The organism is Arhodomonas sp. AD133, assembly GCF_051195215.1.
Lineage (GTDB): Bacteria > Pseudomonadota > Gammaproteobacteria > Nitrococcales > Nitrococcaceae > Arhodomonas.
Genome location: NZ_JBNAZM010000072.1, coordinates 1 through 16,055, shown reverse-complemented (window position 1 = coordinate 16,055; position 16,055 = coordinate 1). Strand labels below are relative to the sequence as shown.

The following is a 16,055-nucleotide window of genomic DNA, read 5'->3' as shown; positions in this document are numbered from 1 at the left end:
GGAATGCCGGGTTACCCGCTTCGAAAAAAGTCGCCCAATACGACTGAGGCAAGAGCGTCGATTTAACGGCGCTTACGAAGGAACCACCTGACCGGGTGGCTGAGGCAGATCCTGGCCGAAGTCTGCATCGAGGCATTGGAGCCGGACCTAGTTATTCTGGATGAGTTCCAGCGCTTCAAGGCCCTGGTGAACCAGGACGAGGACGGGGGCGATACGGCATCGCAGCTGGCGCAGCGCTTGTTCCATACCCGCAATGCCAGGGGGCACCCGGTGCGGATCCTGCTGCTGTCAGCCACCCCCTACAAGCTCTACACCGCGGATGCGGAAGTAGGGGAGGACAATCACTACCGGGACTTCCTCGCAACCACGCGTTTTCTGCTGGACTACGACGAAAGCCGCGTGGCTCGCCTGGAAGAACGCCTGGCGGCCTTTGGCCGGGAGCTGAAGCGCGCGACTGCCGGGCAAAGCCACCAGTTGCTCGACGCCAAGCGGGCAGCCGAAGAGAGCCTGCAGGCCGTCATGGCCCGAACCGAGCGCGTGGCGGCCAGTGATGAGCACGATGCCATGGTGGAGGAGCGCAAGAGTGCCCTCCAGCTGGCGGCGGGCGATGTGCGGCAGTACCTCGCCGCCGACGCCTGGTTCAGCGCTGTTGGCGATCAGGATCCGCTGGCCTACTGGAAGGGCGGGCCATACCTGCCGCACTTCATGCAGGGCTACAAGGTCAATGAGCGGGTGCGAGAGGCGCGGGCAGAGCAGCCGGACAAGCTCAAGCGGGTGTTGGCAAGCTATCCGGACGCCTTTCTGGACCGGCAAGCGCTCTCGCGCTGGACGCAGATCGAGTCGAACCACGCCAAGCTGCGCTCAATGGTGGAGGAGCTGCTGGACACGGGCCTTTGGAAGCTGCTCTGGATGCCCCCATCCCTGCCTTACTGGCCTCTCCGGGGCCCATTCGAGGGGCAGGAGAATCGGACCAAGACGCTGCTGTTCTCCGCCTGGAATTTCGTGCCCGATGTGGTGAGTGCCGTGCTCAGCTACGAGGCCGAACGGCGCATGACCGGCGGTGCGTCGAAGGATTACACGGAACAGCGCAGCCCCTTGCTTCGGTTCGCGGACCAGAAAGGAACCCGAGCCCGCCATAGGCTGCTTCTGCTGCTTATGCCTTGTCTGGCGTTCGCGGACCGGGCTCATCCCTTGTCGGCACCCCAGGGTGCCGACCTGCGGGACTGGGTCCGGCGGCGGATCGAGACCATGCTCGACGAGCTGGACTGGCAGGGGGATCCGACCGCGGAGCCGGATCCTCGCTGGCAGTACATGGCACCGCTGCTGCTTGACCCTGAGCTGAGAGATTTCCTCAAGTATTGGGCTGGTGCGTCTCCAGACGACACCGGTAAACCGAACCCCGAAGTATTCCCGTCGTACCTGCAGGACCTTTTGGACCTCGACACCGATACCTTGGGGCCAATGCCGAGGGGACTTGCTGAGCTGTTGACCGAAGCGGCCCTCGGCGCGCCGGGCGTCGTCGCGGCCCGCACGCTGGCCTCGGCTGGCGTGTCCGACGAGAGGAGGCGGGCCCTGGCCACGCGGTTGGCACAGGCCTTTTGGAATCTGTTCAACCGCCCGGCGGTCATGTCCCTGCTTGAACAGCTCGAGTCCGAGGAACGCGTGTCGGGGGAAGCTGTTTACTGGCGACGCGTCCTGCGCTACTGCACCGACGGCAATCTGCAGGCCGTCATGGACGAGGCCTGGCACTTGGCCCGGGAGCAGCACGGCTGGTCAACCGAAGTACCTGCCGACCAGCTCGCCGAGACCTGCGTGGAGGAGCTGGCCGCGCGCGTCGATCCGCGCCCAACAAGGATCCACGCCCAGTTCCTGGAGCCCAGCGGCGATGGGGGCCTCGAACCCAATACGCTGCGTATCCGGACCACCTTCGCCCAGCGCTTCGGCGACTTCCGCAGCGAGGACGGAATGGTCAGCCAGGATGCCATCCGCGCTGCGTTCAATAGCCCGTTTCGCCCGTTTGTGCTGACGAGCACGTCCGTGGGGCAGGAGGGACTCGATTTTCACCCTTGGTGCCACCGGCTGGTTCATTGGAACCTGCCCGGCAATCCCGTGGATCTCGAACAACGTGAGGGAAGGATTCACCGCTACAAGGGCCACGCGGTGCGCCGGAACGTTGCGCACCAATTCGGAACCGCAGCGAAGGCGTGTTGGACGCCAGGGGACGACATTTGGGAGTTGCTATTCTCGATCGCTGACCGACGGGCGCGCGACGAGGGTGCTGACGACTTAATTCCGTTCTGGGTTGCTCGCGGACCGTTCAAGGTGCAGCGCCATGTTCCCGCGCTTCCTTATACCCGGGAGGTGGAGGCCTTTCGCCGGCTAAAGCACCAGCTTGCCACCTACCGAGTGGTTTTTGGCCAGCCACGACAGGAGGAACTTCTGGTCATGCTAGAGAAGGCTCAGGTCTCCACAGAGGTACTTAGCGAGTGGACAATCGGGCTCAGTCCCAGATAGAGGGACGACTACCGTGCGCGGAGCTCGAACACCTACGCCGTCTCTGCTGCCGTAGAAGGGGTGGTGATCGTCGCGCATGTGCGTGCCGGCCAAGTTGGTCGTAGGAGTGGTCTTTTGAGCGAGCTTGCCGTGGTCGTGGTGGTGAGAATCCACTATTTAACATAATATACATTACACGCATATTCGCCCATGTGTAGCTTCCCGCGCCCCCGGTCCATCACGATAGGCACCTACAATGTCATCATCGCCATTCGCGCATGGGAGGTGGAATGCAACGCGAACCGGACGAGAGTGCTGATCGATTCGGACTGCCGGATGCGGTTCTACCGAAGGACATGGCCAAGCGCGCTGAGCGCGCCGGTGCGGAAAAGGCCGAACAGGATGGCCTCAGCCTGCTGGCGCTGGCGGCACTCGCCGGCGCCTATATTGCATTCGGCGCAACCTTTGCCGCCTCGGTCTCGTCCGGTTTCGGCGGTGATATGCCCCACGGCCTCGGCAAGATGCTCGGTGGCATCGCTTTCTCCCTTGCCTACGTGCTCGCGATTGTCGGCGGCGCGGAGCTTTTCACGACCAATAACCTCATGGTCATGGCGTGGGCGCACGGGCGCCTGCCCACCTGGTGGCTCCTGCGCGCGTGGGCCATTGTCTTCGTGGGTAACTTCATCGGCGCAGTCGCCACGGGTGCCATGCTGATCGTCGCGGGACAACACCAGGAGGGCGACGGCGCGGTGGGCTCATCCCTGATTGACTCGGCGGCACGCCTGTCCGGACTCGACTTCGTCGACGCCCTGTTTCTCGGCATTCTCGGGAATACGCTTCTATGCCTGGGCGTGTGGCTGACCTACAGCGCGCGTTCGACGACCGATCGGATCCTGGCTTTGACACCTCCCGTCGCGGCATTTTATGCGCTTGGCCTGGAACATGCCGTCGCCGTCATGTTCTATCTTCCGTGCGCGGCTTTCATTGCCGCGTTGGCCGAGCCGAGCTTCTGGAACACCATTCAAGCGGCTCCGCTGCAGATCACGCCCGTCGAATTCCTGCGTGTGCTATTGCCGGTCACCCTTGGTAATGTCATTGGCGGCGGTGTGCTCGTCGCGCTGATGTATTGGTTCGTGTACCTCCGGCCCGGGAGAATCTGAGCGACCACGCCACCCACGAGGTTCGCACGCTCGGCGTGGAGCATGTGTAAATAGCGCCTCGACAACGGTAGACTATTACGGCGTTTCAACGCCCGCCAATTTCAGGAGGCCACATGAAGCGACGCAACCTGGTAGCCGCCCGCTCCAAGCTCATGCGCAAGGGCGGCGTTCACGAAAGGAGCCGCGGCAGCAAGCGCCGAAAGGCCGCTGCCAGCCTTCGCAGCGAAATCGAACAGGCCCTGGCCGATCGTTACGACGACGGTCGGGGCCTTGCTTCACCCACCGCGCTACCCGTGTAACGCAATCCGCGCGACCGCCTTCCGCTGCCCTCTTCCACCTGACACAAACCAGACGTCCCTCCCTGGCGGCCCGCTAACAGCCGGATACTCCGGTGGTTCCCAATACGTTGTCCAGTTCCCTTTCATCGACGCCGAGCATGGTCAGTATCTGCTTCTGAGTCGCCTGCAGAATGCGGCGCCGCTCTTCTTCATGGGGAATACTCTTGGCGATGGCGACCGCGCCGACCAGCGATGCGAGTATGGCACGCGCCTGTTCCGCGATAGCTTCGCGATCGTGTTCGATGGGCAGCTTCCTGAGTCGGCTGAGTGCCCTCAGCCGGGTTTCGAGAATTTTCTTCGTATTGTTGTACGAAGCCTCGAACACACCTTTGATGCTGGTGTTTTCGCTGCCGATCTCATTGAATAGAATATTTTCCGGCGCCGGTTTGCTCTTTTTTTCGAGCTCCCGCAGGTTCCAATAGTTGGCGACCAGAGCAGTCAGGTGCTTCACGGCCAATGGCCCCTTTACCAACCGGGCGGCACGGCTGCGCTTGAGCGTTTCGAAGAACGACGCGCTGTACAATGCCTCTTTCGACTCGAAATGCGCATAAAAAGCACCATGGGTCATGTTCGCTTTCTTCATGATGTCGCTGATCGAGACTTTGTCGAATCCATAACGAAAAAACAGTTCGCTGGCAGCGTTTAGAATACGCTCCTTGGATTTTGCCTTGTGACTCTTCCCGTAAGGCATGGCGCTTCCTCCTCGTCTCGACGGTCACCTCACCCCTGCCGGCCCGGCATAATATTATGTTGATCATATATTGCCCAGTGGTAGGGTCCAGCAACCGAACACTCACACTGGCTATACGCAATGGAGAAGGCATGACCTCCCCCCTCGTGATTACCGGTATGGGTATGCTCAGCCCCCTGGGATGCGGCGTCAGACGGGTCTGGCAACGCCTGATCGAGGGTCGGTCGGGCATTGCACCGATTGACCGGTTCGATACGACCGATCTTCCCGTCACGATTGCAGGCCAGGTACCCACCGTCGAAAACGACCCGGACGCGGGGTTGGACATTGACGAGGTGGTCGAGAAGAAGGCACGCAAGAAACTGGATCTGTTCACCATCTATGCCTTGGCCGCAGCGCAGGAAGCGCTGACGCAGGCGAACTGGTTTCCGGAGTCGGAGTCGGCGAAACAGGCGACCGCCACCGTAATTGCCACGGGCATCGGTGGCTTTCCGACGATCACCCGATCTCAGGAGGTCATGCAGCAGCGGGGCCACAAGCGTTTGTCTCCATTCACTGTCCCGGCGTTCCTGGCCAACCTGGCAGCGGGTAACGTGTCGATTGAATTCGGTTTCAAGGGCCCCCTCGGCTGCCCCGTGACGGCGTGCGCGGCGGGCATACAGGCCGTCGGCGATGGCATGCGCATGATCCGCAGTGGCGAAGCGGACGTGGCATTGGTCGGCGGAACGGAGGCGTGCGTCGACCCGCTGTCCCTCGCCAGCTTTCATGCGCTCAAGGCGCTATCCACCGAGGCCGAAGAGCCGACAAGGGCCTCGCGCCCGTTCGACCGGTCACGCAACGGCTTCGTGATGGGCGAAGGAGCCGGACTGATGGTCATAGAAACGCTGGCGCACGCCCGCGCTCGCGGTGCAACGCCGCTGGCAGTCCTGAGCGGTTACGGGACCAGCGCCGATGCCTACCACATCACCGCCGGCCCGGAGGACGGCGCCGGCGCTACTGCGTCGATACGTGCGGCCCTCAGGATGGCCGACCTCGAACCGGCGGATGTGAGTTACATCAATGCCCATGCCACATCCACACCGGTCGGCGACAGGGCTGAGATCGCGGCGTTGCGGAACGTTTTCGGTGACACGTTGCCCGGTGTGCCCTTGTCCTCGACGAAGTCCGCGACCGGCCATCTACTGGGTGCCGCAGGTGGCGTCGAGAGCGTGTTCTCGGCAATGGCCGTGATCGATGACACCCTGCCGCCCACTCTGAACCTCGATTGCGTGGATGACTCCATGCGAAACCTGGACTTCGTACCCAACGCCGCACGCGCGAAGACCGTGACGCATGCGCTGTGCAACGGCTTCGGCTTTGGCGGGGTAAACGCATCGCTGATCGTCAGCAAGGCGGACTGAAGACCGAATCACCCGCGCTCACCAGGCAACATTGGCTGTGGACACGGGCGATGCGTCATTGCCCCAACTCGTGCGGATATACGTGATGACGGCAGCCAACTCCTGCCTGCTGAGCTGGTAGAAAGGCGGCATCCCGAACGGCCTGGGATTACCGTCGGTGCTGGCCGGGTAGGCACCATGGCGTATTACGTTGACGAGATTCTTCGGGTCGGCGAGCGTCACCGCCCGGTTGCCCACCAGCGCCGGCGCGGCCACGCTGCCCTCCCCGTCGCTGGCGTGACACTCGGCACAGTGTTCCTCATAGATCGCACGTCCCTGCCCGCGCATCGTTCGGCGCCGATGTTCTCTCACGGCCAGGAGTTGCGCCGCCGACCGCGCATCGTGGTCCGGCAGGTTCGTCAGGTACACGGCAATCGCCCGGGCGTCGCGACCACTCAGGTACTGCAGACTGTCGAACACCACGTCCGCCATGGGTCCGTTCATCCGGGCGTCTTCGAATATACCACTACGAATGAACGCTGCCGCATCCTCCACGCGCCACCCTTGCAGCCCGGCCTCCGCGCGTGAATGCAGGCTCGGCGCGTACCACCCGTGTATGCGACCGCCCGTCGTCGGATCATCCATACGGCGCGCCCCGAGCGCGCCGCGGGCTCTGTGGCACGCACTGCAGTGACCTAACCCTTTGACCAGATAGGCCCCCCGGTTCCAGAGTTCGCCACGGTCACGCTGCGGCGCCAACGTACCGGGTTCGAAGAACAACCCCTGCCAGACATTCACGAAGGCACGCACGGATGCCGGGAAATCGAGCTCGTGGTCCTGGTTGACCCGATCAACGGCCGGGACGGACCGCAGGTACGCGAAAATCGCGTCGACATCCCGACGGCGGACACGCGTGTAGTTGGGATAAGGGCACGCCGGGTATATCGGTGCACCGTCGGGACGCTCTCCGTTATGGAGCGCCTGCCAGAACTCGTCGCGATTCCACTCGCCGATGCCTGTTTCGTCATGCGGCGTAATATTGGGCGTGCGGAAAGTCCCAAAGGGGCTCTGAATCGCCCTCCCCCCGGCGAAATCGGCGCCACCGCGCGCAGTATGGCAGCCGGCGCAGTTCCCCACCTTCACCAGGTATTCGCCACGGGCGATGTCTGCCGATGCCGCGGTCCGGGAATGCCCCAAGACCACCGACAGCATAACCAATAGCAGTATGTGTCTCATTCGCATGGCTTACCGTCCGGGCCGTTCGACGCTGCCGCAACGCATGGGTGGTTCGGCGATGGGCCGTTCACGGGGTGTCATCTGCGCGGGCACGGGCTGCGCGGCGAGCCACGACGAGACCGCTTGTACGTCCCGCGATGTCAGGCGCCCGGCGATCTCATGCATGCAGTCGGGGGCCGCCGCCGCCCGGGTATCGGTCTGCCATGCGCCGATCTGCGCCATGATGTAGTGGCGTGGCAATCCAATCAGGGCCGGCGTGTTCGGACGAACACCCGTCAACCGCTGCCCGTGGCAGGCCTGACAGGCGGGAATGTCCCGTGCCGGAACACCGTCACGCACCAGCGTGCGACCGTGCGCCATGTCCGCAGTCTCTGTCGCGGGTGGCTTTCGGGAACGCTGCTTCGCGTCTCTGTCAGCGAAGAACTGCGCCATTTCCCACAGGTAGGCATCCGAAATATTGCGCACCAGATGCGCCATGGCCTTGTTCTCCCGGCGGCCCTCGCGGTAATTCACGAGCTGATTGAACAGGTAACCGGCGGGTTTGCCGTCCAGCCGTGGAACGAAACCGGATTGCGTATCAGCGGCGGCGCCGGTGTGACAGCTCATGCACGGCGCCATACGCTGTGCGAGCGTGTCCGACGGTGCTGCGGATGCGCTGGCCACCCATACGGTCAGGGCCGAGGCGGTCAGCAATGAACGCACTGCCCGCCATAGTCCAATGGAGGGCGACACCGTCATGCCCCCGCCACCGTCAGAGCCAGCCGGACCGCGAGCACCAGAACGAGCACCACGGCCACTGTCATTACGCTCGCCACACCGATGAACACCGCCGGATTCCCACGTGTGAAATCCCGCTCCCGGTTGCGTTGACTTTGCACGCCGAAGAATGCGGCCAGAACGCTCAATGCCGTGTCCACGAGACCAACGGATTCTCCGGACCTGCGCTTCGATGCCATGGGCCTTTCCACACTGTTGTCGTGACGCTTCGGAGGCGGATGCTACGGGGCGCACGATGGCCCCACAAGGCATACATAGTGCTCTTAACGTGGGTAGCAGATGGTACAGTACATAGCCGTTTCGCGTTTTTCTGATACCCACGGATCCATGTCGTGCACCTGTACCAAGCACTCGTCGACGACCTGAGCACTCAAATCCAGGCAGGCGTGTTCCGGCCCGGGGAACGCTTGCCATCCATACGCTCGCTCCAGCGCCAGCGCGGGCTGAGCCGGAACACGGTGATGCATGCCTTTGACCGCCTGGAGGCGCTTGGCGTCATCGAGCGGCGCCAACGCTCCGGCTACTTCGTAAGCCGGCATTTACCCACGCGAACCCACCCCTCCGCGCCCTCCCCGGCTTCGTCGGTATCCGTGGACGTGTCGGACCTGGTCTTCGCCACACTCCAGGCAACGCGGAACAGGGAGACCGTGCCGCTGGGATCCGCATTTCCCGACCCACAGTTGTTCCCATTGCGCAACCTGGGCATGTCCATGGCCCGCTCGGCCCGGGCACTGGACCCCTGGACGACGGTCGAGGACCTGCCCCCCGGCAGCCTCGAGCTGCGCCGCCAGATCGCCCGGCGATACATCAACGTCGGGGTTCGCGTCGGGGTCGACGACATCGTGATCACTTCCGGAGCCATGGAAGCGCTGAACCTCGCCTTACAGGCGGTAGCGAGCCCCGGTGACACGATCGCAGTGGAGTCACCGGCCTTCTACGCGGCACTGCAAGCGGTGGAACGGCTCGGCATGAAAGCCGTCGAGATCCCCTGCGATCCGGAAACCGGTGTGAATCTCGACGCGTTGCGCCAGGCGCTCGCATCACATCCTGTGCGAGCGTGCTGGTTCATGACCAACTACCAGAACCCGACCGGCAGTCTCATGCCGGAAGATTCACGCCGCGAGCTCGTCTCCCTGCTCGCGGAGTACGGCATCCCGCTGATCGAAGATGACGTCTATGCCGAGCTCTACCACGACCAGGAACCGCCTCCCCCGGCCAAGCACTACGACACGAGTGGTCTGGTCATCCATTGCGGATCTTTCGCGAAGTGGCTCGCCCCGGGCTACCGCGTCGGCTGGGTAGCGGCCGGGCGATATACGCAGGCGCTCGCCCGCCTGAAGACCATGACCACCATGGCGACCTGCGTACCCGCGCAGGACGCAATCGCCGACTATCTCGGCCGCGCACGGTACACGCGCCACCTGCGCCGTCTGCGCCGTGAGCTCATACGACAACGCAACGCGCTCGAGCAGGCATTGGCCAAGTATTTCCCCACCGGCACGCGATGGACCCGCCCGCTGGGCGGCTATTTCCTGTGGGTCCAGTTGCCGTCGGGCACCGATGCCCTGACGGTCCACCGGCAGGCCGCAGAAGCGGGCATCAGCGTCGCCCCCGGGCCGCTTTTCTCCGCCAGCGGTCGATTCGGGAATTGTCTACGCCTGAACTTCGGTCACCGCTGGGATGACACCGTCGACCAGGCGCTAGCGACGCTGGGGCGCATCACGCGGAATTCTTCGTTCGACTGATCTTCTCAGCGGTATTGTCCTCTGTCAGAGCGCCTAATCGGTTCGGGGACAAGGTGCGCTCGCGCCAGGCTGCATTGGCTCACAGACGCGCTGACGCACCCCAATATCGCTGAAAAGATTAGTACGTTACGCTTTGAGTAGAGGATTCGAGCGGCGTTGTCGCCGAAACGACGACCATTCGATGACGGTCGGACGGTCGGAATAACCCGCCCAGGAGGCGATATGAGCTTCACGGAAAACCTGAAGCAGCACGGGGGCAAGGCGCTGCTGTTGGGCATCATCAACGCCGTGCTGCTCTCGGTGATCATGGTACCGGTATTCAGAGCCGGTATCTCCCCCATGCCGGAGCCCCCGAGCCTCGCCTTCGCCCAGACGCTGCTCGGGCGGCCGTTGCCGCTGCCGGTGGGGCTGCTCTTCCACGTGGTCTACGTTGCGTTCTGGTCGGTCGTCTTCGTGGCAGCGGTCTATCCGCAGCTGACCTTCCTCCGAGCGGCCGGCCTCGGGCTAATCCTGTGGGTAATCGTCTTGGTCGTGTTCTTTCCGATCATTGGCTGGGGCCTGCTTGGCCTCGGTGTGAGCCCGGCACTGATCGTAGCCTCGCTCATTCCCCATATACTCTTTACGGTATTCCTCTGGGGGTTGGGCCGGCTCATGTTCAGGCGCATCAGTAGCTAATCGGCGATTACGCGCGGGGACACGGCGGGGCTCCACGGCCGGATGCGGCACTGGAACCCTGCCTCATGTGTCCCATTTCGCGGGCTCCTCCATGCGGCTGGCTGTGCGGGCAGTCGGCCGATTCGGCAAGCTTGTGCCTCAGCGTTTCAATCCGTTTTCATGCCTTCCACCACGGTCGACGCGCACGACCGTGCCACATCGGAGCGGTACTTTTCGCTCACGTTATCGACCCAGCCGGCATCAATGACAAAGTTCCCGCGCCGCCACCGGCTCTCTTCCTTCAAGCCCGCGAGCTTTTCCGGCTCCGCTTCCGCCTTGGCAACACACAGCGGCGTAAATGCTTGGACGATGGCCACCTCTGCGCTTTCCGCCGCCATCTCACCGGCCGTTCCGCCAGTTACCCAGCCACCCCAGACGAAACCGATGATCATCGCCGCGATCGCGCCACCGACCACGCCCCAGGCTGCGGGCTTTATCCAATCTGGTACTTTCATCGCGACATCTCCCAACGTCACCCCTTAGGCGGTATCCGGGCTAGAAGCCTCGTAAGCCGAGTATTCTCAGCCCTTGACCGATCAGTATAGCTGCCCAATTCCTGGTCAGTGAGCTGCACAATGCTCATTGCCCGATCTCAGCGATTCGGCCAAGGTTGCCGACGTACTCGCGCAGCAAGGGTGGCGCGCGCCTACGACGCGGCAGCGTGCGGAAGCACTCCCCTTTCCCCCATTGCCGCGGCAACATCGCGGCCATTGAACATGCGCCCTGCGGTCTCGTAGTGGGAGCGCAAGGCCTGGGAAGCCACTCGGATTGGCGCTATGCGCCAGCGGCTACCCGCCGTCGCATCGGATAGCCCCGAATCCCCCCGTCCACGACCGGCTCACTGACGGGTTCGAAGCCATTGCGCAGGTAGAATGATCTGGCCGTGGCGGTACTTTCGGCATACACATGCTCGAGCTTCCATTCCTCTGCCGTGTGCAGCAGAGCGCGCAGCAGCCGATGGCCCACGCCCTGACCAACGACCTCTGGCGCAACGTAGCAGAGCAAGACCTCCCCGGATCGGCTCAACATGCCAATCCCCACCAGCTGGTCGTCCGCAACAGCCACCAACGCCAACGCTTGCGGCGATGTAAGCCACTGTGCCACGTTCGCTACGGTCTTGTTCGCCAACCACTGGCCAATGATTGCTTCATCACCTTGGTGATCGGGGTGGCAGATTTCACGAATCGACCGCCGCAGCCCCCTCGTCACGGCTTGTGCATCAGCGTGCTCCGCTACTCTGATGGTGATGTCCATTTCTCCACCTATACTTACTCACCTTTCGATACGTATTACCATGCCTCAGAGCCGTTGTGCGGCTTTTGGGCAAGGCGCGTGAGCGGGAGCTGGCACCGAAAGCATCGCCTCCGGTTCGTGAGACTGCGCCCGGCATCGGTCCGCGCTACTCCGTGGACTGGCCAGTGGAACGCGTCGAACCGACGCGCTCCAAATACACGCGCGCCCGATGGCCAACGAATTGACGCCCGGCATTGTCGCCTTCGATCCATTCCCGTGGCGAAAAAAGATCGAACAGGCCGATCTTGACCAGCGTCGGTATCGCGGCCTCCAGCTCCTCCTCGACGGCGCCGCGTTCGCCGTGGTTGTAGCGGCGCAGGTTGTGCAGCATGGTCGCGACCGTTCCAGTCTGGACCTTACTTCCGTCCTTGAGCGCCACGGCCGGACGTCCCCTCGCCAAGGCACATCAGGGCGTTTCGCCCACCGTCTCCCGCGCCGCCACGGTCGGGCGTGGCCGGGCCGCCTGAGCGACCAGAAACGACGCAACCAACGCCAGAACCATCGTGGCCAGCATTACCCCGGAGAACGTTTCGACATGCGCGGCGACAAGGTTCGCCACATCGATTTTCCCGGCGGACTCGTGCATGAGCGGCCCGAGAAACACACCGGCGATCGCGACCCCGAACGCGCCCCCGACCTTCTGCACGGTCGAAACCACGCCCGCCGCCATGCCGGCCTTACTGCCTTCCACCGCTCCGAGAACGAAGTTCAGCAACGGCGTCATGGCCAAGCCCTGCCCGATCCCGAGAACGACCAGCGACGGGATGTAGGTCATGGCCCCCAAAGCAGGCGGCACCGCATTCGCGGTCAACAGCAAAAGCGCCATACCTGCTGCGTAGCCACACGCCCCTACCGCCAGCACGCGACTGCCGAATCGACGGACAAGCCGCGGCGCCATGAGCGATGCGCCGATAAAGCCAACACTCGCGGGAGCCAGCGTGCATCCGGCCTGGAACGGACTCAGCCCCAGCCCCGATTGCACGAACACCGCGAACCCCAGGAAGAAGGCAGTCGCCGTTGCATACACCATCAATACGACCATGACCCCGAGCCGAAAGTGGCGCTGGCGGAACAGGCCCAGATCGAGCAGTGGTTGCCCCCCGCATCCGGCGACTCGCCGTTCCCACCACAGCAGCCCGGTAAACAACGCGCACCCGGCCGCGAGCGTCATCCCGGTCCACGCGGGCCAGCCAGCGGACGGCCCCTCCAGCAGGGTCGCAAGCATCAGGGTCAGCGCTGCCGTTCCCGCTAACGCGCCCGGCCAATCCATGTGTACAGCCACGCGAGCACGGGAGCGTGGCAGACTCCCCGAAGCAAGGATTACGGCCACGCCCAGAGGCAGGTTGACGAGGAATATCGTTCGCCAGCCCAGTCCGAACAGGTCGAAGTCCACCAGAAAGCCGCCGAAAACCTGTCCGGCGATCGCCGCGAAGCCCAGCGCCATACCAAGCAATGCAAAAGCCCGATTGCGGCCGTTGTCGTCGTACGTCGCCCGAATCAGAGCATAGACCTGGGGAAAGAACACGGCCGCCGATATCCCCTGAAGAAAGCGCCCGACGATCAATACGGCCAGGGTGGGGGCGAGCCCGCATAGTGCCGACGTGGCGGCGAATGCGGCGATGCCGAGCGTGAACATGCGCCGATGGCCATACGCATCCCCCAGCCGGCCGGCGACCATGAGAAAACCACCGAAGCCGAGCTCGTAGGCGGCAACCACGAACCCGATGCCGGCGAAGTCCGCCGCAAACGCCGCGCGAATACTGGGTATGGCAACGTTGACGACGAAGGTATCGAAGACCGTTACGAACGCACCCAACACGAGCACGAGCAGACCGAGTCGGCTGCCCCCACGTGCGGTGGCTTGGTGTGTGCTTGCCGCGCCCTCGCTGGGCGGCCGGTCATGATTTGTCGTCATACCGTCGCTCCTTTGGTGAAAACGACGGCATTATGGTGAGTCCGTTAGCCTGTTACTATATGGCCTTTTATCCTATTACTGCGAGTACAAGCCGATGGGCGACAAGCGACTGAACCGAAGCCGCACCGAGCTCGCGGGCTTTCTACGTCATGCACGGGCGCGGCTGACACCAGCGGACGTCGGCCTTCCGAGCGGCGATCGACGGCGAACGCCCGGTTTGCGGCGCGAGGAGGTGGCCGCGCTCGCAGGGGTCGGCCTTAGCTGGTACACGTGGCTGGAGCAGGGCCGCGAGATCAACCCATCCGAGCGTTTCCTCGACCGCCTTGCCGACGTGCTGCAGCTCGACGAACTCGAGCACCGCCACCTCTTCCTGCTCGCGCACAAGCGGCCACCGGCCGCCGACGCCGACAGCGCAGCCACCGTTTCCCCCATGGCTCAACGCTTGCTCGGCGATCTCACGCCGCGGCCCGCCTATGTGATGAATGCGCGCTGGGACGTTCTCGCGTGGAACACGCCGGCGGACCGCATCTTCGCCTTCAGCGACCACGAGGACACCCAGCGCAACCTGCTCTGGATCTTCTTCGTCGACCCGGAAATGCGCGAACGCCTCGTGGAATGGGAGGAACAAGCACCCGGCATCCTCGGAAGCTTCCAGCGAAGCTATGCGCGGGTCGCAGCGCACGACCCGACGATGCACGAAACGGTCACCGCCGTGGAACGCCTCTCCCCCACATTCCGCCGCTTGTGGAACCAATATCAGGTCAATGCCGAATGCCGCGGAAGGCGTACGTTCCGTATCGAGGGCATCGGCGCGGTTCCCTTCGAGCACATGTCACTGACGCTCGATGAGCGACAGCATCTGTATCTGGTGCTTTATGAGGCAGACGACAACAACGCCTGTGGCGCTGCTTTCAAGACCCAGATGTGCGAAACCGTTAGTGAATCCGAAAAAGCACACGGGAAGGGGAACGGGTGCTGTGCTTCAGTCCGGTGATGGCGAGCATCATTTGCACCATTGCAATGTCATAGTACGCGAATCATGAGATCCTCGTCATAGTACTCGCCATCCACCATCAGGGATTCCGGTTCCGCCCCGTAACAGCGGAATCCCACGGACTCATAAAGCGCTTTCGCCGAGGCATTGACTGTCGCCACACGCAACGTGAGATGCCGCAACGTCTGCGTTGACGTCGCGAACTGAAGCGCTCCCCTGAGTGTCAACGTCACACCCGACAGTAGCCGAAGAGGAACGTGTGTAACATCTGGGCACTGATCGAGGAGCAAGACGCTGTGACGAAGAACGAGGAAGTCCTGACCGAGCCGAGCCTGGAGCGCCGCACCCGCCGGCGGTTCAGCGCGGCGGAGAAGCAACGGCTGCTGAGCGAGCACGAGCGCCAGCCACACGGTGAGAAGGGCGCATGGCTGCGCCGCAACGGCCTGTACGCGGCTCAGCTGGCCGAGTGGCGTCGCACGCTCGGTGAAGCGGGTCGACAGGGCCTTGAGCCGGACAAGGGCGGCCGCAAAGCCCGGGACCCGAGGGAGCGCGAGATCGAGAAGCTCAAGCGGCAGAAGGCGAAGGCGGAGCAGCGCGCACAGCGCGCGGAGGAGCTGGTCGATCTGCAGAAAAAGCTCTTCGCGCTGATCGAGGACCACAACAGCGAGCACTCGCAATGACGGTCCTGGATCAGCGCTCCCCGAACATGCCGCGCGCGCTCGCCTGCGATGCGCTACGCCTGTCGCGGACCGGCACCTACCCCAGGGCGAAGCGCTACCGTCGACGCCCTGCGCCTCAGGTGCAGCCGCGTCAGCTGAGTGGCGAGGAGCGCGACCGGATCAAGGCGCTGTTGAATAGCGAGGCCAACCAGGACCGCAGCGTCCGTGTGGTCCACGCCCATGAGCTCAACGCCGGACGGATGCTGGCGTCGGTGTCCACGATCTACCGCCTCCTGCGGGCCGATCGTCAGGTCGTCGAGCGTCGGGCTCAACGGCCCGCCCAGCATCACCTCATCCCGCGGGTCGAAGCCGAGCAACCGAATTCGGCATGGACGTGGGATATCAGCAAGTTACCAACCACCACGCCGCGGGTCTATCTGAACCTCTACCAGATCCTCGACCTCTACACCCGCTACCCGGTGGCGTGGATGATCTCCCACAAGGAGAACGCGGCGCTGGCGAAGCACCTGTTTCGCCAAGCGCTGGCGCGTCACAGAATCGCGCCCGGACAACTGGTGGTCCATCAGGACCGTGGCGCGCCGATGATCGCCTACAGCTACGCGGAATTCCTGGACCTCTACGGCGTGCGCCGTAGCTACTC

18 protein-coding genes are annotated in these 16,055 nt (G+C 63.4%); 9 read left to right on the top strand and 9 right to left on the bottom strand.

Annotated features, from left to right (window positions below; translation table 11 throughout):
* Positions 1-135 precede the first annotated feature (135 nt).
* From ACPEES_RS21905 to ACPEES_RS21895, 3 genes are all read left to right on the top strand, one after another.
* Positions 136-2,514, top strand: a complete 2,379-nt coding sequence (locus ACPEES_RS21905; RefSeq protein WP_435106350.1) for a helicase-related protein — start codon at positions 136-138, stop codon at positions 2,512-2,514.
* A gap of 269 nt (positions 2,515-2,783) precedes the next feature.
* Complete coding sequence (locus ACPEES_RS21900) at positions 2,784-3,653, top strand: formate/nitrite transporter family protein (protein ID WP_435106348.1); 870 nt, start codon at positions 2,784-2,786, stop codon at positions 3,651-3,653.
* Between the two features lie 113 nt (positions 3,654-3,766).
* Positions 3,767-3,952 (top strand): hypothetical protein, encoded by a 186-nt coding sequence (locus ACPEES_RS21895; protein WP_435106346.1) that lies wholly within the window; start codon positions 3,767-3,769, stop codon positions 3,950-3,952.
* 73 nt (positions 3,953-4,025) lie between these two features.
* Here the strand turns inward: ACPEES_RS21895 and ACPEES_RS21890 are convergent, their stop codons facing one another.
* Positions 4,026-4,682 (bottom strand): TetR/AcrR family transcriptional regulator, encoded by a 657-nt coding sequence (locus ACPEES_RS21890; protein ID WP_435106344.1) that lies wholly within the window; start codon positions 4,680-4,682, stop codon positions 4,026-4,028.
* Positions 4,683-4,813: 131 nt separating this feature from the next.
* Between ACPEES_RS21890 and fabF the strand changes: the two genes are divergently transcribed.
* Positions 4,814-6,082: a beta-ketoacyl-ACP synthase II gene (gene fabF, locus ACPEES_RS21885; RefSeq protein ID WP_435106342.1), complete on the top strand. Its 1,269-nt coding sequence runs from the start codon at positions 4,814-4,816 to the stop codon at positions 6,080-6,082.
* Positions 6,083-6,100: 18 nt separating this feature from the next.
* On the opposite strand, the gene ACPEES_RS21880 is transcribed toward fabF, so the two are convergent.
* Genes ACPEES_RS21880 through ACPEES_RS21870 form a run of 3 tightly spaced genes read right to left on the bottom strand, consistent with a single transcriptional unit; the run spans position 6,101 to position 8,253 of the window.
* Entirely contained in the window at positions 6,101-7,303 is a 1,203-nt protein-coding gene (locus ACPEES_RS21880) for a c-type cytochrome (RefSeq protein ID WP_435106340.1), read from the bottom strand.
* Positions 7,304-7,306: 3 nt separating this feature from the next.
* Complete coding sequence (locus ACPEES_RS21875; RefSeq protein ID WP_435106338.1) at positions 7,307-8,035, bottom strand: c-type cytochrome; 729 nt, start codon at positions 8,033-8,035, stop codon at positions 7,307-7,309.
* A complete protein-coding gene (locus ACPEES_RS21870) occupies positions 8,032-8,253 on the bottom strand; it encodes a DUF2970 domain-containing protein (protein WP_435106336.1) in 222 nt (73 codons plus the stop codon). The genes ACPEES_RS21875 and ACPEES_RS21870 overlap by 4 nt, the downstream gene beginning before the upstream one ends.
* Positions 8,254-8,406: 153 nt before the next feature.
* Here ACPEES_RS21870 and ACPEES_RS21865 point away from each other — a divergent pair, with 153 nt between their 5' ends.
* Both ACPEES_RS21865 and ACPEES_RS21860 read left to right on the top strand, forming a co-directional pair.
* Complete coding sequence (locus tag ACPEES_RS21865; protein WP_435106334.1) at positions 8,407-9,819, top strand: PLP-dependent aminotransferase family protein; 1,413 nt, start codon at positions 8,407-8,409, stop codon at positions 9,817-9,819.
* Between the two features lie 222 nt (positions 9,820-10,041).
* Positions 10,042-10,494, top strand: a complete 453-nt coding sequence (locus ACPEES_RS21860) for a hypothetical protein (protein ID WP_435106332.1) — start codon at positions 10,042-10,044, stop codon at positions 10,492-10,494.
* Positions 10,495-10,640: 146 nt separating this feature from the next.
* On the opposite strand, the gene ACPEES_RS21855 is transcribed toward ACPEES_RS21860, so the two are convergent.
* From ACPEES_RS21855 to ACPEES_RS21840, 4 genes are all read right to left on the bottom strand, one after another.
* Positions 10,641-10,988, bottom strand: a complete 348-nt coding sequence (locus ACPEES_RS21855; RefSeq protein WP_435106330.1) for a hypothetical protein — start codon at positions 10,986-10,988, stop codon at positions 10,641-10,643.
* Between the two features lie 319 nt (positions 10,989-11,307).
* Entirely contained in the window at positions 11,308-11,787 is a 480-nt protein-coding gene (locus tag ACPEES_RS21850; protein WP_435106328.1) for a GNAT family N-acetyltransferase, read from the bottom strand.
* A gap of 145 nt (positions 11,788-11,932) precedes the next feature.
* The gene (locus ACPEES_RS21845; RefSeq protein WP_435106326.1) at positions 11,933-12,205 is read right to left on the bottom strand and encodes a DUF7709 family protein; all 273 of its coding nucleotides are present in this window, start codon (positions 12,203-12,205) and stop codon (positions 11,933-11,935) included.
* A 27-nt stretch (positions 12,206-12,232) separates the two neighbouring features.
* Positions 12,233-13,741: an MFS transporter gene (locus ACPEES_RS21840; RefSeq protein WP_435106324.1), complete on the bottom strand. Its 1,509-nt coding sequence runs from the start codon at positions 13,739-13,741 to the stop codon at positions 12,233-12,235.
* A gap of 94 nt (positions 13,742-13,835) precedes the next feature.
* Here ACPEES_RS21840 and ACPEES_RS21835 point away from each other — a divergent pair, with 94 nt between their 5' ends.
* Positions 13,836-14,735 carry a helix-turn-helix transcriptional regulator gene (locus ACPEES_RS21835; protein ID WP_435106322.1) on the top strand — a complete coding sequence of 300 codons (900 nt, stop codon included), beginning with the start codon at positions 13,836-13,838 and terminating at the stop codon, positions 14,733-14,735.
* A gap of 29 nt (positions 14,736-14,764) precedes the next feature.
* Here ACPEES_RS21835 and ACPEES_RS21830 read toward each other — a convergent pair whose 3' ends face one another.
* On the bottom strand, positions 14,765-14,962 hold the full coding sequence (locus tag ACPEES_RS21830; RefSeq protein ID WP_435106320.1) for a GNAT family N-acetyltransferase: 198 nt from the start codon (positions 14,960-14,962) through the stop codon (positions 14,765-14,767).
* A gap of 69 nt (positions 14,963-15,031) precedes the next feature.
* Between ACPEES_RS21830 and ACPEES_RS21825 the strand changes: the two genes are divergently transcribed.
* Both ACPEES_RS21825 and ACPEES_RS21820 read left to right on the top strand, forming a co-directional pair.
* Positions 15,032-15,415: a transposase gene (locus ACPEES_RS21825; protein ID WP_435106317.1), complete on the top strand. Its 384-nt coding sequence runs from the start codon at positions 15,032-15,034 to the stop codon at positions 15,413-15,415.
* Positions 15,412-16,055, top strand: a 644-nt coding sequence (locus ACPEES_RS21820) for a DDE-type integrase/transposase/recombinase (RefSeq protein ID WP_435106315.1), incomplete at its 3' end; no start/stop codon positions are given. The genes ACPEES_RS21825 and ACPEES_RS21820, both read left to right, overlap by 4 nt.

What these genes read in the sequence shown, in the direction of transcription:
- ACPEES_RS21875 (WP_435106338.1), bottom strand. Translation starts at nt 8,035, where the DNA reads ATGACGGTGTCGCCCTCCATTGGACTATGGCGGGCAGTGCGTTCATTG.
- ACPEES_RS21870 (WP_435106336.1), bottom strand. Translation starts at nt 8,253, where the DNA reads ATGGCATCGAAGCGCAGGTCCGGAGAATCCGTTGGTCTCGTGGACACG.
- ACPEES_RS21890 (WP_435106344.1), bottom strand. Translation starts at nt 4,682, where the DNA reads ATGCCTTACGGGAAGAGTCACAAGGCAAAATCCAAGGAGCGTATTCTA.
- ACPEES_RS21855 (WP_435106330.1), bottom strand. Translation starts at nt 10,988, where the DNA reads ATGAAAGTACCAGATTGGATAAAGCCCGCAGCCTGGGGCGTGGTCGGT.
- ACPEES_RS21880 (WP_435106340.1), bottom strand. Translation starts at nt 7,303, where the DNA reads ATGCGAATGAGACACATACTGCTATTGGTTATGCTGTCGGTGGTCTTG.
- fabF (WP_435106342.1), top strand. Translation starts at nt 4,814, where the DNA reads ATGACCTCCCCCCTCGTGATTACCGGTATGGGTATGCTCAGCCCCCTG.
- ACPEES_RS21860 (WP_435106332.1), top strand. Translation starts at nt 10,042, where the DNA reads ATGAGCTTCACGGAAAACCTGAAGCAGCACGGGGGCAAGGCGCTGCTG.
- ACPEES_RS21850 (WP_435106328.1), bottom strand. Translation starts at nt 11,787, where the DNA reads ATGGACATCACCATCAGAGTAGCGGAGCACGCTGATGCACAAGCCGTG.
- ACPEES_RS21895 (WP_435106346.1), top strand. Translation starts at nt 3,767, where the DNA reads ATGAAGCGACGCAACCTGGTAGCCGCCCGCTCCAAGCTCATGCGCAAG.
- ACPEES_RS21840 (WP_435106324.1), bottom strand. Translation starts at nt 13,741, where the DNA reads ATGACGACAAATCATGACCGGCCGCCCAGCGAGGGCGCGGCAAGCACA.
- ACPEES_RS21900 (WP_435106348.1), top strand. Translation starts at nt 2,784, where the DNA reads ATGCAACGCGAACCGGACGAGAGTGCTGATCGATTCGGACTGCCGGAT.
- ACPEES_RS21835 (WP_435106322.1), top strand. Translation starts at nt 13,836, where the DNA reads ATGGGCGACAAGCGACTGAACCGAAGCCGCACCGAGCTCGCGGGCTTT.